The sequence below is a fragment of the Streptomyces sp. NPDC006384 genome (assembly GCF_042870695.1).
Taxonomy (GTDB): Bacteria; Actinomycetota; Actinomycetes; order Streptomycetales; family Streptomycetaceae; genus Streptomyces.
Genome location: NZ_JBIAHR010000031.1, coordinates 26,747 through 40,357, shown reverse-complemented (window position 1 = coordinate 40,357; position 13,611 = coordinate 26,747). Strand labels below are relative to the sequence as shown.

Genomic DNA, 13,611 nt, shown 5'->3' with positions numbered 1-13,611 from the left:
GTATCTGATATCACTAATGTACTCTGACGGGGGGTATATGTCAAGTTGCAATAACGCGGGTTCGCTGTCTAGTCCGCGATGAAGCGCTCCAGCGTCTTCTTCGACGGCGTGGGCTTGTCGTCCAGGCGCATGTACGCACTGGACTTGGCCAGCGAGAAGTAGTGCGCGGCGTCGGTCACCGGAGGGGTCGGCTGGCCGTCGACAAACCGGATCTTGCCCCCGACGTTCTCGACGGTGAAAGCGTGCCCACCGCCGTTCTTCCACCACACGGCGACCATGCCACGGGAACCCGGCTCGCTGAACGCGCGCTCGATCTCGGAACGGCCGACATCCGCGGTGCCGCTGTCGCAATGGGTGAAACTGCCGCCCCACGCCTGCGCGAGCTCGGACACCGTCCGACCGCGTGTGGAGTCGGGGCCGGCCTGGACGTCCATCCCGCGCCGGCGCAGCTCGTACGCCTGCGCCACGTGACTGCAGTTCATCGAGTACGCCTGCACGCCCGGCTGGTACTTCGGGTTGACGGCATGCAGCGCCTGGTCGACCTGCTTGTTCGTGCGCCGCGCCGCCGCAGCCCGGGCGACGCTCCCTTGGGTATGGCTCCGGGCCAGCAAGGCGGCGTGATTCATCTGGTTCTTGGCATCCAGGGCCGCACGCTGAGCCGCGTCGTGGTCCCCCGCCTCCGCTGCGGCACGGGCCCGGTCGGCGCTCGACTCGGCCCGCCGGCGGGCCCGCCATGCCGGTCCGCCGTAGTCGACCTCACCCTCGTCCAGAGCCTGCTGGTAGTTCCTGGCGGCCGCGGAGGTGGTGGTGGCATACCGGGCCCGCCGCACCGCGAGGCTGCTCCCCTTGCAGCGCCGGCCGCCCTGGGCGAGTGATCTGCACACATCTGCTCCCCTGCTCCGGGCCAGTTGCCTGGCCGTTCGCGCAGCAGACTGGATCGGGCGGCCTGTGGATAGAGGTCGAGCACCGCCCCGGCGCACGACCGGGCGATGGGGCGACCGGGGGAGGGGCGGGAACGCGAAGGAAGCGGAGCGGCCGGTAGGGCCGCCCCGCCTCCGCAAGGGGGGTGGGTCAGGAGAGGTGCTCGGCGATGAGCGCCGCGAACGTCTCCTCGTCCAGGATCTTGATGCCGTCGAGCTGCTGGGCCTTGGCGAGCTTGGACCCGGCGTTCTCCCCTGCGACCAGCATGGTCGTCTTCTTGCTGACGCTGCCCGCGGGCTGGCCGCCCGCCGCCTCGATCAGGTCGTTCATCGCGCTCCGGTTGCGCCCGGCCAGCGGACCGGTCATGCCGCCGGTGACCACGACGGACTCCCCGGCGAGCGGGCCGGAGGTGTTCTTCGCGGGGGCGTCCGGCTGCGTCATGGTGACGCCCGCGGCCTTCAACTTCGCGATGACCGGGCGCAGCACCTGAAGGTGCGCGGCGATCTTCGCCGCGTTCGCGGAGCCGATCTTGTTCACCCGCACGGTCACCTGGGCCAAGGCCTCGACGTCGGCGGCCAGAACCTTGTCCATGGTGCCGAACTGACGAGCGAGCGCCTTCGATACGGACCGGCCGGTCCGCACGATCCCGAGGCTGCACAGCACCCGGTCCAGCGGCTGCTCCTTGGCCTTGGCGATCTCGCCGAGCACGGTCTTGGCCCGCTTCGCGGACCCCGTGGCCTCGGTCAGCTGCTCCTCGGTCAGGGTGAAGTAGTCCGCGACGTCGCCGAGGACGCCCATGTCGAGCAGGGCCTCGATGTAGGTGTCGCCGAGCCCTTCGATGTGCAGCTGTTCGCGGCCGACCGCGTAGATGAGTCCGGCGAGCGCCCCGCAGGTCCCGTTGATGCCCTCGGCGCACTCCCACCGCTCGCCGGAGGTGTCGACGTCGCCGCCGCACTGCGGGCACGACGAGGGGAAATCGACCGGCTTCTCGTTGCCGGTGCGCTTGTCCGCCGCCACGCTCAGGACCTTCGGGATCACGTCACCGCCCTTGGCGATGATCACGGTGTCCCCGATCTTCACGCCCAGCTCACGGATGAAGCGCGGGTTGTTCAGCGTCGCGTACTCCACCGTGCTGCCGTCCAACTCGACCGGCTCCAGCACGGCGCGGGGCGCGATGATGCGGGTCTTGCCGACGTTCCACTCGATGCCGACGAGCCGGGTGCTCGCCGTCTCCGGCGGCAGCTTGAAGGCGGTGGCCCAGTGCGGGTGATCACTGGCGTTCCCGGCCTCCTCCTGCTCGGCGAACGCGTTGGCCTTGACGACCACGCCGTCGATCCCGAAGGGCAGGTCCGGACGCATCGCGGCGATCTCGTCGACCCGCTGCTGCGCCTGGGCCAGCGTGGCGTACACCCGCAGCCCGGCGGCGGAGTCGGCGGTGGTCTGCACCCCCGCCTGGGCGATCTGCGCGAGCAGCGCCTCGTGCGTGGACACGGTCGGGGCGAACGGGAGGCCGTCCAGCTCGACGGCCCCGTACGCGAAGAACGAGAGCTCGATGCGGTACGGGCGGTTCTTGGCCGCCAGCGTGCCGGCCGCCCCAGCCCGCGGGTTCTTGAACGGCTTGGCCTTGTGCGCGCGGCGGATCTCGTTGGCCGCTGCGAACTGGGCGCGGGACAGCAGGACCTCGCCGCGGATCTCGATGGTCAGCGGCACGGACAGCGTCTCGGGCAGGCCGACGATGTCGCCGATCGCGTGCGAGACGTCCTCCCCCATCGCGTGGTCGCCGCGCTTGATCAGCTGGACCAGACGGCCGTTGCGGTAGCGGGCGGCCACGGCCAGCCCGTCGAGCTTCGCCTCCACCGCGTACCCGCCGCGCACCGGTCCGCCCAGGCGGCGCGACAGGGATGCCTGCCACTTCACGAGTTCCTCGGGCGAGTACACGTTGCCGAGCGACAGCATGGGCACGGTGTGGGCGACGTCGCCGCTCACCGCGCCGCCGCCGACCTTGCCGACGGGGGAGTCCTCCCGCACGTGCTCGGGGTGGGCCTGCTCGTACGCGTGGATCTGGCGAGCCAGCTCGTCGTACGCGGCGTCGGACAGGGAGGTGTCCCCCACCCCGTAGTACGTCCGGCAGGCGTCGAGCGCGGTGTCCACCGCGGTGTTGTACGCCGTGAGGTCGGCCAGGGGAGTAGCGAGTGCAGTGGTCATGCGGGTTTCCTCTCGAAAGGGGACGGGGGCAGGGCAGCCGAGCGGGCTGCCCCGGGGTGACGGACCCGGAAGTCGTGTACGTCGCCGGTGATGGCCGTGCGCCAGCCCGTAGGCACGAACGGGCGCGGCGCAGCCGGGGCGGTTACGCCAGTTCGAGGTGCTGGGCGCAGATCCAGGCATGGACCCAGCCTTCGGTGACGCGGCCGAGGGAGACGCCGTGGGCGCTGGTGACCGGTTCGCACAGGCCGCAGGTGACCTTGCCGGTACGCAGCAGCTGACGCGGCGTGAAGCGGGTGGTGTCGGGCACGGTCCACCGTTCGGTGCGGATGGTGTCGTTGTCGTACGGGCGGTAGCTGACCGAGAGCCGGGTGATACCCGGAATCTCGTGGTGATCGGTGCCGGTCACAGTGACTGCGGCCCCGTTCACGTCGAGGAGGTCGTCCTCGCGCAGTTCGCAGGCTTCGACGACGGCGACGACGGAGCCGGTCATGATGACGGCTCCCGCGGGCAGGTCAGCAAGGCGCATCAGCGGCCTCCGTTCAGGAGCCGGTGAGGTCAGGGCGGCGGCCGGCCTGCCCCAGCCAGCAGCATTGGGCACGGGTCAGGCAGCGGGGCGGAAAGGGAGAACCACTCGCCCGCCCCGCAATGCCCGCGGGCTATGCCGCTGCGGCGAAGGCGTTGCGGATGGTCTTGAGCGCCTGCTCGGCCTTCTTGGCGCGCGGCTTCCACTTCTCCAGTTCGCGGGAGACCTTCGACAGCTCCTTGAGGGCGGCGTCGCGCTCCGAGCAGTACCGGATGGCGTACTGCGCGCGCTCGACGAGTTCGGCGATGGTCAGACCGGTGACGTCGATCTCCGCGGGCTCCGGGGCCTTGCTCGGCGTCTCGGTCTGGGGCTTGTGGACCTTGGTGTGCGGCCACACCCCGCTGGCGGACGGCCGCGTGAACTCACACTCCGGCCAGACGCAGTTGTAGACGACCGAGCCGTCCTCCAGGAGGACCTCCAGGACCTCCTTGTAGTAGCGGCGGTCCTCCGGCGTGCTGCGGGGGGTCTCGGCGAAGTCGAAGGACTCGACCTTCAGTCCGTTGAGGATTCCGTTGGCGGTCGCCATAGGAGCGGTTCCTTACTGTGAGGGCGGGGTGGAAGAGGGGCCACGGGCGCCAGGGACGGGTCTGGCACCCGTGACCGGTCAGGGGAGGGGCACCGGCGGCCAGCGGGGGACTGGAAAGGCAGGTCACGCCACGCACGGCCCCGGGCGAGCATCGAGGCTTGGAAGGTGCCGCGCGGAAGTGCACTCTGCGTGGGCGCGTCCGCTCTGCCGGGCCTCGGCTACCGGGACCGGTGGTCGTGCTCGATCTCGTGGGCCTCGTACCGGCCGATGTACCGGCCGCCCCAGGTGACGGTGCACCGCCACACAGTGGGGGCGTACTCCAGGGTCGACCATCCCTGTACGACGCCGTCCGGGGGCAGGGTGTGCCCGCCGACGCGCTTGACGCGGTCGCCCTTGCTGAATCCCTCGCGGCTGTCGGCAGTGTCCACGTGGGGCACGTCGAGCAGGACGAGCATGGTTCTGGTTCCTGTCTGCTGAGTTGCGGGGAGGGGTCAGGCCAGGTCAGGCCGTATGGCCGGTCGTGGTGGCCCTGGAGGGCCGCAGATGCCGCACGGGCGGGGGCCGCCTTCGACGGGCGGCCCGGACTTCCAGGTCAGGCCGCGCCCGCAGCGCGCCCACGCGGACGCGATCCAGTAGCTGAGGCGGTCCTCGGCCCAGAGGCTGTCGGGGTTGCCCGCCCAGTGCCGGACCAGCCAGGGGCCGGCCGCGATGTGAACGAGGACGCCGTCCTCGTGGTCGCTGACGCCGTGCCCGTAGAGGGAGGCATCGTGTTCGGCGTCGGGGGACAAAGGACTCTCCGCGCTTCGGTCGCTTCGGTAGCTGGGGGGAGGGGGCCGCCGGGAGCGGGTGGGGTGGGGGCTCCCGGCGGCCGGTCTGAGGGCCGGTCAGGCGGCCAGGGCGAGGAGCTGGCGGTGAGCGGCGGTCTTCTTCTTGGTGACCGCGCCGGTGTCGGACAGCGACCGCGCCGCGCGCACCGAGTGGGAGTTCGCCTTGGCGTAGTGGTCGAGGTACTCGCCGATCGCGTTCCAGCCCGCCCACGCGGTGCCCCGGATGCTCTCCTGGGTGGCCGCGTTCTCGAAGAGGCTGCGCAGGGTGTTCATGCGCTCCTCGTAGTTCTTGCGGGTGCGGGGGGTCGGGCTGGTCGGAACCGGCCACAGGTCGCGGCTCGTGACGAGCTTCTCGAACTGGCCCATGGTCAGCGGGGTGTTGAGCATCCGCTCGGCCTCCCGCACGTAGGCGTCCTCCCAGTCGAAGAGGACGGCCAGCTCGTCCTCCAGCGTGACGAGCTTGTCCAGGGCGGAGGCGGTGTGCGGGACCGACACCTTGTGCTTGGCGCCCGCGATGATGATCCTCTGCATGTTGCCGCAGTCCAGGCGGGTCGGGCCGATGTGCAGGGAGTTGGACGAGGAGCCGTCGTGGCTGCCGAAGAGGGTCAGGTGCATGTTGTGCTCGTCGACCCCGCCGATGCGCACGGTGCCCGGCAGGCTCATCGAGATGAAGAACTTCTTGCCGCCGTCGTACGCGCCCGCCTTGTGGAAGACGGCGCCGCTCTCGCGGCGGGCCAGGTCCAGCACGTTCTCGTACGCCTCGATCTGAACCGGGGTGTACTTGCGGCCCACGGCGCTGAGGTACTCGGTCACGCCGGTGCGCGGGTTGGTGCGAACGGTGGCGCGGGTGTCGGGCATCTTCACCTCGGTGGCGCTGACACCGTCGTCGTGGAGCGTGACCTCGCTGGCGGTGACGTTGCCCATGAGGCGGACGTCCCAGCCGCGAAGATCGGCCATTTCCAGGGCCTCGCGGGCGGTGTTCGCCTCGCTGACGTCGGCGCCCAGAATGCTCCAGGCGTCCTTGCGGCCCGGGGCGCGAAGGGCAGTTCCGTTGGTGGGGGTCTCAAGCACAGTCACAGGCAATAGCTCCTCGGTCTGCGGGGATCCCGTCCGACCCCCTGACACTTATAATTTAACTCACGCGGTACGCTTGAGTCAAGTTAAAAGGGTCAAGCAATCTGTGGGGCCGCTCCCGTCCCGTAGGACACGTGCAAAAGAGGACCGCCGGTGGACAAGTCGTCGACCGGCGGGCGGCGGGAAACGGGGTGCGGCACACTCACCCGTGGCGCAGGAAAGCCTTCGGAGGTATGGACATGGTGGGGCGTTCGGAGAGGCCGGCGAGGAGCCAGGCGTTCGTGAGCGTGGTCGTGGTCGCCGGCGTGCTGGCCTTCGCGGTGGCGTTGGTCGCGAACGCGGCCCAGCAGGTTGCCGTGACATGGACGGCTGTGGCGGCCGTGATGGCCTGCACGGTGTGGCTGGCCTGGGACGGCTGGCGGCGCTGGCAGTGTGCGCAGGAGGAGCGGCGCTCAGAGTCGGCCAAGTAGCAGCGAAGGGCTGCACCAGGAGAGAAAAGAAGCGGGGCCGGACGACAGACCGAAGTCTCCCCCTCCGGTGAAGGAGAGGGTTGCAAGGCCGTCCGGCCCCTAGCCACGATCACGCCGCCCAGCCGCCGAAGCGAGCTGGAAAGGTGAGCGCACGCCTACTGTAGCGGCCCCGCGCCGCATCCAGGCCCGTTCCCTCAGGGACGGGCCTCCGCTGTGCCGGCAGGCGGGGAAATGTGGTGTCCCCGGTGCCACCTGCCGCAACGCCCCCAGAGTGATCAGCCGGTACGCCGGCGTTGACCCGCGCATGGGTCTTGTCGGCCCCGCCTTGGGGCGCGACCGACTTCCGGGGCCATCTGGCTCGGCGGTGCCCCGAGAACCACGTGGGTACGAGCGTGCCGCCGGCCGTGCTCTGGTCGCGCCGTGACCTTCGGGGTATTCAGGGGCGCCCAGCCTCAGCGTCAGCGCACAGGGCTGGCCCCGTACGAACGCCCCCGGCCACGGGCCGGGGGCCGGTGTGTGGGAGATGAGAGAGGTCAGGCGGCGGCCTGGCGGATGATGCGTTCGGTCTCCTCCGGGCCGGACTGCACAATCAGGTAGGCCACCTGCCGGTCCAGGCCGCCGTTGTTGATGGCGGCGGCCTTGCGCCCGGCCTCGTCGTGCAGCTCGTCGCCCTCGTCGTCCATGGCGTCCTCGTCGGTGGAGTTGTACGCCGCGCTGGCGTACTGCGAGGCGGCGTCGTGCACGGCTTCGTCCAGATCGGCGGGGTCGATCCCGCGGGAGTGCGCGAGGGCCAGGAGCCGGTCGGTGTGCGCGGCGTCGGCGGGGCTGAGGGGGGCGTCGGCTTCGACGTCGAGCAAGGTGTGCCCTTTCTTCGTTCGGGTGCCCAGCAGGGCAAGTGCGGTCGGGGAGGTGCAGGACATCGCTCTGAGCGGTCAGGAGTCGGCCGCTGCGCCGTCGGGCTCGGCGGGGCAGAGCTTGCGGTTGCGGACCAGCCAGTTCCAGACCTCGGCGACGTCGCGGGTGCTGCGGTCGTCCTTGGCGGGGAAGGGGTCGTCGACCTTCTCCGGGGTGTACGCGCGGGCGTAGTGCTTGATCGTCTCCTTGTTGAGGCCGAACTTGCGGGCGAGTGCGGTGGGGCCGAGCCGGCGCGATTCCTGCTCAGGGGAGGGGGCCGGGGGGCGCAGCACATCGTGTCCGGCGTCCATCAGGTCGAGCAGCTCGGCCAGCCACTCCGCCTGGCCCGGCTCCTCCAGGTGGAGTACTTCTGCCAGCCACTCCACGGGCACGCTCGTGTCGGCCGCACGCGCGAGCCGGGCCCGCTCGACGACGTCACGCTGGCCGATGGTGAGTCCCAGCTCGTCCAGGTAGATCCGCCCGTCGACGGGCTCCGACCCGTCGGCGGCCCGCTTCAGCAGCCACACGCGGACGTCCGCCCAGTTCCGCGCGCCGTCCTCGCCCGCTGCCGGGATCGGGTCGTTCTTGCGCAGGAACCATGCCCGGACCTGGCTCCAGGAGCGCTTTCCGTCGGCGTCGGCCAGCGGGAAGGGGTCCTTGGCCTCGGACGCCGGGTAGCGTTCGGCGTACTTGTTCACCGCGCGCCGCGTCAGGCCCAGCAGGTCGGCCAGCTCGCTGGTGTCCAGCAGTGCCTGGGCGGGCTGAGCGGAGATGACCTTCGTCTCCAGGTCGCGGGGGCCGGAGCGGTCGGGCCGGGCGAAGGGCTGGGAGGCGTACCACTTCCAGACGGCGTCGCGGTCGCGGTAGACCGTGCGCCCCCCGTGGTCCTTCTTGCCGCGAGGGAACGAGGGGTTCTGCACCCAGTTGTGGATGTGTGCGCGGCCGGTGGCCTCGGCGATCTGCGCGGCGGTGACGCGCTCGGGCAGCGCTGCGAAGGCCCTCTTGACCTCGGTGATGTTCTTCACGGGGGGACTCCGGGTGGGCGTATGGGCAGTTCAGGAAGGTACTTGGCAGTCCCTCCGCCCCTTAGAAGGGTTCTCTAATGTTCTTAGTTCGGGGGGCACGTGTCAAGTTTGCGGGTCACTCGCGAGCGGTGGAAGGGGGTGACCAGAGCCCTCCGCACGCAGTGGTCCGCCGGCCGTATCCGCGACGCTGCGCCTGGAGACGGTCAGCCGGAGCAGGTGAGGGTGCCCGCGGTGCTCACCAGCGGGGTCCGCTGCGCCCAGGAGGTGGCCGCAGGTATCGAGGAAGCTGGCGAGACCGAGCTCTTCCAGCGCGCGGACGTCGGCCGCGCTGACGAGCATCGGGTGGATGCTGCCCGAGGGTCGGACGGCGGCGTCGCGGAGCGCCGTGAGCCGGCGGGGCGTCAGGCGGAGAGGCATGCCGGTCAGCCCCAGGCCACGTCGCGGCCGTGATCGACGCACCACTGGGCGAAGCCGAGCAGGCCCGCCAGGAGCGCCGCGTGGCGCTGGGGCACATTCACCTCCGGAGTGAACTCGCCGCCCGGATCGACGTCGTGGACGTGCAGCGGGTACTCGGGGCAGATCTCGGGCATCGCGCACCCGGGCAGCGCACGCCGGGCGGGACCGGTGCTGAGGGCCGCGACGCTGGCCTTCTCGTACGTGTCGTGCCGCACGGCGAGCGCCGTGGCCCGTTCGCAGCCGCAGGTGACGGCGAACTGGGCGGCCGGCCGCCAGTCGGCGGTGAAGGTCACGGACACGAGTGCCTCTCCTTGTTCTGGTGCTGCGGGCCCAATGCCTTGGCCGGGGGCGGGTGTTGAGGTCTCCGCAACACCCGCCCCCGGCGGTCAGTAGCGTGCGGCGACCGGGCCGATCGTGTGGAGCGGTGAGGTGAACGGGCTCTCCATGCCGGGGTCCACGCCGAAGAGCATCCGGTGGATCGCGCGGGCATGCACCCACTCCTCGTCCCAGTCACCGTCGCTGTCGATCGCGAAGCAGTCGGGGGCGAGCGTGTGGGCGCGCAGCATGACGGCGGTGACCGCCATGTCATAGGGCTTGGGCCGGATACCGCCGGTCTTGCAGAAGGAGTAGGTGAAGCCCCGCTCGTCCTCGAACTCCGGCTCCAGCTCGATCGCGAAGGTCTCGTAGTCCTCACCCGCGGCCATCAGGCCGTTGAAGACGATGGCGTCGTCATCGATGCGCGGCGCTCCGGTGCCCGCCCCGCCAGCGAGGGCAATGCCCTGGGTCTGCTCGACGAGGTCCAGGATCGCTGCCGCGTCGAGGCGCAGTTGCAGCCAGATGGACCGGAAGTTCTCCGCCTTGGGTGTGTACGCGAAGTAGTTGGTGTGTCCCATGGCGGAGCTCCTTGCGTCGAATGCGTGGTCGTGGCCACCGATCGGGCGCTTGCATCGCCCGTTCAGCTATTTACTAATGTACCTCATGTGGGGGGTGGTGTCAACTATTGCTTCTCGGTGAACCTCGTGAGGATGTCGCCGCGGTGGAGGGTCACGCCATCGTTGTTGCCATCCAGTTCTTGATCGCGGCCCTGTCCTCGGCGTCTCCCGCGGAAAGGGGTCGGAGGTCGCAGTGGTCGAGTGCGGGGCGTCGTGGGTGAGTGCCGAGGGGGAGCTCGATCGTGACGCCCGCCTCGTCGGCGATGCAGGCCGGATCTGCGGGGGAGGGTTCAAGGGGGCCGCCCAGAAGTCGAGGGGGCTCCTCGTGCTGCAGTGGCCGGCCCCGCGCCTCCGGGTGTGCGGTGAGGGCTCGGGTGTGATCGGTGACAGGGTTCATGGGGCCTCCAAGGGGGCGGTGGGCCTCGAGGTGCGGCGGCCGCGAGTGTGGCCCTCTCGATGACCGGCCATCCTGGCCGGGAGTCGCCGACCTTCGGATGGAGCACCCCAACTCGTAACATTAATTTACTTCTGTGAGGGGTGTGGTCACCTTTATTGCGTCTCTTTGGGGTGGGGTCTGGGAGCGAAGCCGGGGCAGCAGATCAGCCCCTGCGGCGCTGGCGCTCAGTCGCCTGCCAGCGCGAAGTGGGCGAGGATCAGGGCCGCGGCCGCACCCTCGCAGGAGTTGAACGGCTCAGTAATGCCCGGACCGGCCCACATTCCACCGGAGGTGCGACGTACGGGCCCGAGTTCCGTGCGGTCCACGCGGACCGACTGCTCGCCGGCGGCGGTGAGCGCGCCGAGCCGAGCACGGGCGAGCGCGTTGTCGATGGTGCGGACGGTACCCAGCCGACCGGTGTCGTCGAGCACCCGGGCGGTGGCCTCCAGTCGTTCCCCGGTCTCGGCGGCGAGAGCGGACAGTTCCCGGACCAGGACGCTCCGCACCCCGTCCGCGCCGAACGTGCTGGCCGCTGCGATCTCGTCGGCCGCTGCGCGGACGTGCGCGAGGCGGGCGGCCGTCGAGCGGCAGCTCTTCGAGGACTGCGCGTAGTTGCCTCCGGGGAGTGAGGTCATGGCCGCGTCGAGCCCCGTGAGTTCGGATGGCACCGAGCAGGCCGATTGGAGGTCACGCCAGATCCGGTGGAGGGTGTCCAGGTCCGTATCCGCGCTGTGGCGTGAGGTGTACCGGCCGAGGAGGTCGGCGGTCGGCTGCTCGGCCGTCGCCTCCAGGCGCACGCGCGCCTGAAGGCAGAACGTCAGCAGCCGCGCCAGCGGCAGCACAAGCCATTCGCGGGTGTCGCCTCTCGATTCGTCCAGGAGCGCCTGGGCCGGTTCCTGAACCAGGCGAAGCAGCCGAGCGATGCGCCGGCACCCGGTGCGGCTGTGTACGGCGTCCCGCTCGGCCCCCACGATCTCGAGTCCGCTGAGGATCGCGGCGACGTGCGGCTGGCGCAGCGCGTAGAAGGTGAAGGCCCGCGCCGTCGTGTCGACGATCTCCTGGCGCTGAAGCGGGACGAGACTGACGGCGACGCGCGCCTCAGGCACGCCCGAGTATGCGGCGGCCGGCTCGTCCGGAAGACCGTGACCAGCCACATGCAGCATGACGGCGTCCCCGCCCGCAGCCTGCAGGCTCTCCCGGCGCGGGCCCCTGTCGGCACCGACCCGGGCGAAGTGTCCGCCGCCCACCGGCAGGACCTGGCCAACGCGACGACCGTCGCCGGCAAGGACGTCGTGCGCCTCTGCGCCGTCCGAGCGCAGGCGGAACGTGGGGAAGGCGTCGAGGGCTTCTGTATCCATGATCGTGTGACTCCTGGCGGGAAGAAGGAGGATCCGGTCGCGCCCGCCGATCGGCTTGGCGCGACCGGTGATCACTCAGTGATGGCGATGGGGGCGACGGGGGCGCGCCGGGTGGTGCCGAACCAGTTGGTCTCGTACCGGAAGTCGCAGAAGGGCCCGGTGAGCTGCATGCCCCACCGCACGAGATTGGCGGCCAGGCGATGGTCCGACTCGGCTGCCTCGAAGGTGGTCACGTCGTAGAACAGGCGGCGGGGCTCGTGGGAGCAGCAGCATGCGCACACAAGCCGCACGGCGATCGTGCCGTCGGTGCAGTACCGGGCGAGCTCGACGCATACGAACCCCCTGGCGCACTGCTCGGCGCGCTGGGCCTCCCATACGTCGCGGGCGTTGTAGAGCGCGCTCCGCGTGTCCTGGACCATCTTCTCGGTGATGCCGGTCTCGGCGAAGTCGTCCCAGGTCTTGCGTCCGTCGCTGACCTCGTGGACCAGGTTGGACAGGGCGACCGCCACGCGGGTCAGCTCGAAGCCCAGGTTGAAGCCGTCGCCGTACCCGGCGCCGGTCTCCCGTACCGGGCGGTGGCACAGGAGGTAGGCGTTCTCTCCCTCTACGGGCTTGGCGTCCTGGAGGACCGCCTGGACGATCGGGTAGTCGCCGGACGGGCAGTACTGGGTGATGTCGTGCGCGTACAGCTCGGCAGGGATCCTGAAGGCACCGGCGGGTGTGGACATGACGACCTCTCGTCTTGTGGGGAGCGGGCCCACTGGCCGGTGTGCCCGCTCTGGGTGGTCAGGCGATGCGGAGCAGCAGCCGCAGCGCCTCGGGGCGAACCTCGTCGTCCCGCACGACGGAGCCGTCCGCGGCCGTCCAGTACGCCTCGGTCCCGTTGTCGCGGACGACGACGGTGCGCAGCAGGGCGCGCGAGCCGTCGGTGACGACGTCGCCGCAGCGGAAGTGGCCGGCGATGACTTCGACGTCCAGGTCGTCCTCGGACTCGAACTCGATGTACGTGCGGGGGGAGAGCTCGAGACATCCCGGTCCCGGCTGCTTGACGGTCGCGGAGATGGTGACGCGGACGTGGTCGCCGGGGGACAGGCGGGGGATCGGCACGAAGCTTCCTGGGCTGTTGGCGGGCGGCTGGAGGGCCGGTGAGTGAGAACGCGGGCTGGCCTGCGGCGGGGATGTGGTGGCCCCGGGCCGCGCGAGTGGCTCAGACGGCGAGGGCCAGCGTCCGGGTGCATGCACAGTCGTCGAGGGCCCTGCCGGAGGCGGCGGGGAGCCGTGCGGCGGGGATGACCATCACGAGCTCGTCCGGCCGCCACACGAAGGACTCGCCGTCCAGGGCCAGCGACTCGCCCGCACGGTCCGTCGCGGGTGCCGTCTCGAAAGCGGCGTGGGTGTGCACGCCCCAGAACACCCCGAGCATGGCGCTGGTCGGCTGCTCGCAGTCGCCGAGGTACCAGTCACCCGGCCGGACGTCGCGGGCGGCGACCAGGCGCAGCTCGGCGGGGTCGGTTCCGGCCGGAGGCTGCTGATAGGCGTAGCCCAGGGAGTCGGCGAGCGGGCGGGCGGTCACGATGACCGGGAAGAACTCGACGTCGATGACGGCCATGGGAGGGCTCCTCGGCTGGATCGGGTGACCGTGGTCTCCGGCGCGGTGCTTGCTTCACCGAGCCGCTTAACTCAAATGTACCCTAGTGAGGGACATGAGGCAACCCGTAAGGGTCATGGTGTGTGGGTGCGCCTGCAGGCATCCGAGAGCGTCACCGCGCGCTGAGTATGGTCGGGCTCGCGCGAGAACCCTTGGCGCCCGCACATGCTCGACCGGCCCGCGACCCGCCGCGGGCCTGGCGCACATGGGGCGAGGCGGCCCCAGGGCGATGGCTCACCCCGGGGCCAAGCACGCC

The 13,611-nt window shown here is 70.5% G+C and carries 16 protein-coding genes; 1 reads left to right on the top strand and 15 read right to left on the bottom strand.

The window, feature by feature from the left end:
* Positions 1-68: 68 nt before the first annotated feature.
* From ACFYOJ_RS31880 to ACFYOJ_RS31850, 7 genes are all read right to left on the bottom strand, one after another.
* On the bottom strand, positions 69-884 hold the full coding sequence (locus ACFYOJ_RS31880; protein ID WP_356559344.1) for a toxin glutamine deamidase domain-containing protein: 816 nt from the start codon (positions 882-884) through the stop codon (positions 69-71).
* A 187-nt stretch (positions 885-1,071) separates the two neighbouring features.
* Positions 1,072-3,126, bottom strand: coding sequence for an NAD-dependent DNA ligase LigA (gene ligA / locus ACFYOJ_RS31875; RefSeq protein WP_388598383.1), 2,055 nt, complete (start codon positions 3,124-3,126; stop codon positions 1,072-1,074).
* A 142-nt stretch (positions 3,127-3,268) separates the two neighbouring features.
* Positions 3,269-3,652 carry a hypothetical protein gene (locus ACFYOJ_RS31870; protein WP_356558799.1) on the bottom strand — a complete coding sequence of 128 codons (384 nt, stop codon included), beginning with the start codon at positions 3,650-3,652 and terminating at the stop codon, positions 3,269-3,271.
* A 130-nt stretch (positions 3,653-3,782) separates the two neighbouring features.
* Positions 3,783-4,235, bottom strand: coding sequence for a hypothetical protein (locus tag ACFYOJ_RS31865; RefSeq protein WP_356558797.1), 453 nt, complete (start codon positions 4,233-4,235; stop codon positions 3,783-3,785).
* 218 nt (positions 4,236-4,453) lie between these two features.
* On the bottom strand, positions 4,454-4,690 hold the full coding sequence (locus ACFYOJ_RS31860; protein WP_356558795.1) for a hypothetical protein: 237 nt from the start codon (positions 4,688-4,690) through the stop codon (positions 4,454-4,456).
* Positions 4,691-4,726: 36 nt separating this feature from the next.
* Positions 4,727-5,023, bottom strand: a complete 297-nt coding sequence (locus ACFYOJ_RS31855; protein WP_356558793.1) for a hypothetical protein — start codon at positions 5,021-5,023, stop codon at positions 4,727-4,729.
* Between the two features lie 96 nt (positions 5,024-5,119).
* On the bottom strand, positions 5,120-6,139 hold the full coding sequence (locus ACFYOJ_RS31850; RefSeq protein ID WP_356558791.1) for a DUF932 domain-containing protein: 1,020 nt from the start codon (positions 6,137-6,139) through the stop codon (positions 5,120-5,122).
* 236 nt (positions 6,140-6,375) lie between these two features.
* Between ACFYOJ_RS31850 and ACFYOJ_RS31845 the strand changes: the two genes are divergently transcribed.
* Positions 6,376-6,606, top strand: coding sequence for a hypothetical protein (locus tag ACFYOJ_RS31845; protein WP_356558789.1), 231 nt, complete (start codon positions 6,376-6,378; stop codon positions 6,604-6,606).
* A 533-nt stretch (positions 6,607-7,139) separates the two neighbouring features.
* Here the strand turns inward: ACFYOJ_RS31845 and ACFYOJ_RS31840 are convergent.
* The 8 genes from ACFYOJ_RS31840 to ACFYOJ_RS31805 form a co-directional block, all read right to left on the bottom strand.
* Positions 7,140-7,463 (bottom strand): hypothetical protein, encoded by a 324-nt coding sequence (locus ACFYOJ_RS31840; RefSeq protein ID WP_356558787.1) that lies wholly within the window; start codon positions 7,461-7,463, stop codon positions 7,140-7,142.
* A gap of 75 nt (positions 7,464-7,538) precedes the next feature.
* A complete protein-coding gene (locus ACFYOJ_RS31835) occupies positions 7,539-8,525 on the bottom strand; it encodes a hypothetical protein (RefSeq protein WP_356558785.1) in 987 nt (328 codons plus the stop codon).
* A gap of 422 nt (positions 8,526-8,947) precedes the next feature.
* Complete coding sequence (locus tag ACFYOJ_RS31830; protein ID WP_356558783.1) at positions 8,948-9,280, bottom strand: hypothetical protein; 333 nt, start codon at positions 9,278-9,280, stop codon at positions 8,948-8,950.
* 87 nt (positions 9,281-9,367) lie between these two features.
* Entirely contained in the window at positions 9,368-9,874 is a 507-nt protein-coding gene (locus ACFYOJ_RS31825) for a hypothetical protein (RefSeq protein WP_356558781.1), read from the bottom strand.
* A gap of 660 nt (positions 9,875-10,534) precedes the next feature.
* The gene (locus tag ACFYOJ_RS31820) at positions 10,535-11,707 is read right to left on the bottom strand and encodes a hypothetical protein (RefSeq protein WP_356558779.1); all 1,173 of its coding nucleotides are present in this window, start codon (positions 11,705-11,707) and stop codon (positions 10,535-10,537) included.
* Between the two features lie 71 nt (positions 11,708-11,778).
* Positions 11,779-12,435 (bottom strand): hypothetical protein, encoded by a 657-nt coding sequence (locus ACFYOJ_RS31815; RefSeq protein ID WP_356558777.1) that lies wholly within the window; start codon positions 12,433-12,435, stop codon positions 11,779-11,781.
* Positions 12,436-12,493: 58 nt separating this feature from the next.
* Positions 12,494-12,814, bottom strand: coding sequence for a hypothetical protein (locus ACFYOJ_RS31810; RefSeq protein WP_356558775.1), 321 nt, complete (start codon positions 12,812-12,814; stop codon positions 12,494-12,496).
* Between the two features lie 100 nt (positions 12,815-12,914).
* The gene (locus ACFYOJ_RS31805; protein ID WP_356558773.1) at positions 12,915-13,316 is read right to left on the bottom strand and encodes a hypothetical protein; all 402 of its coding nucleotides are present in this window, start codon (positions 13,314-13,316) and stop codon (positions 12,915-12,917) included.
* Positions 13,317-13,611 lie beyond the last annotated feature (295 nt).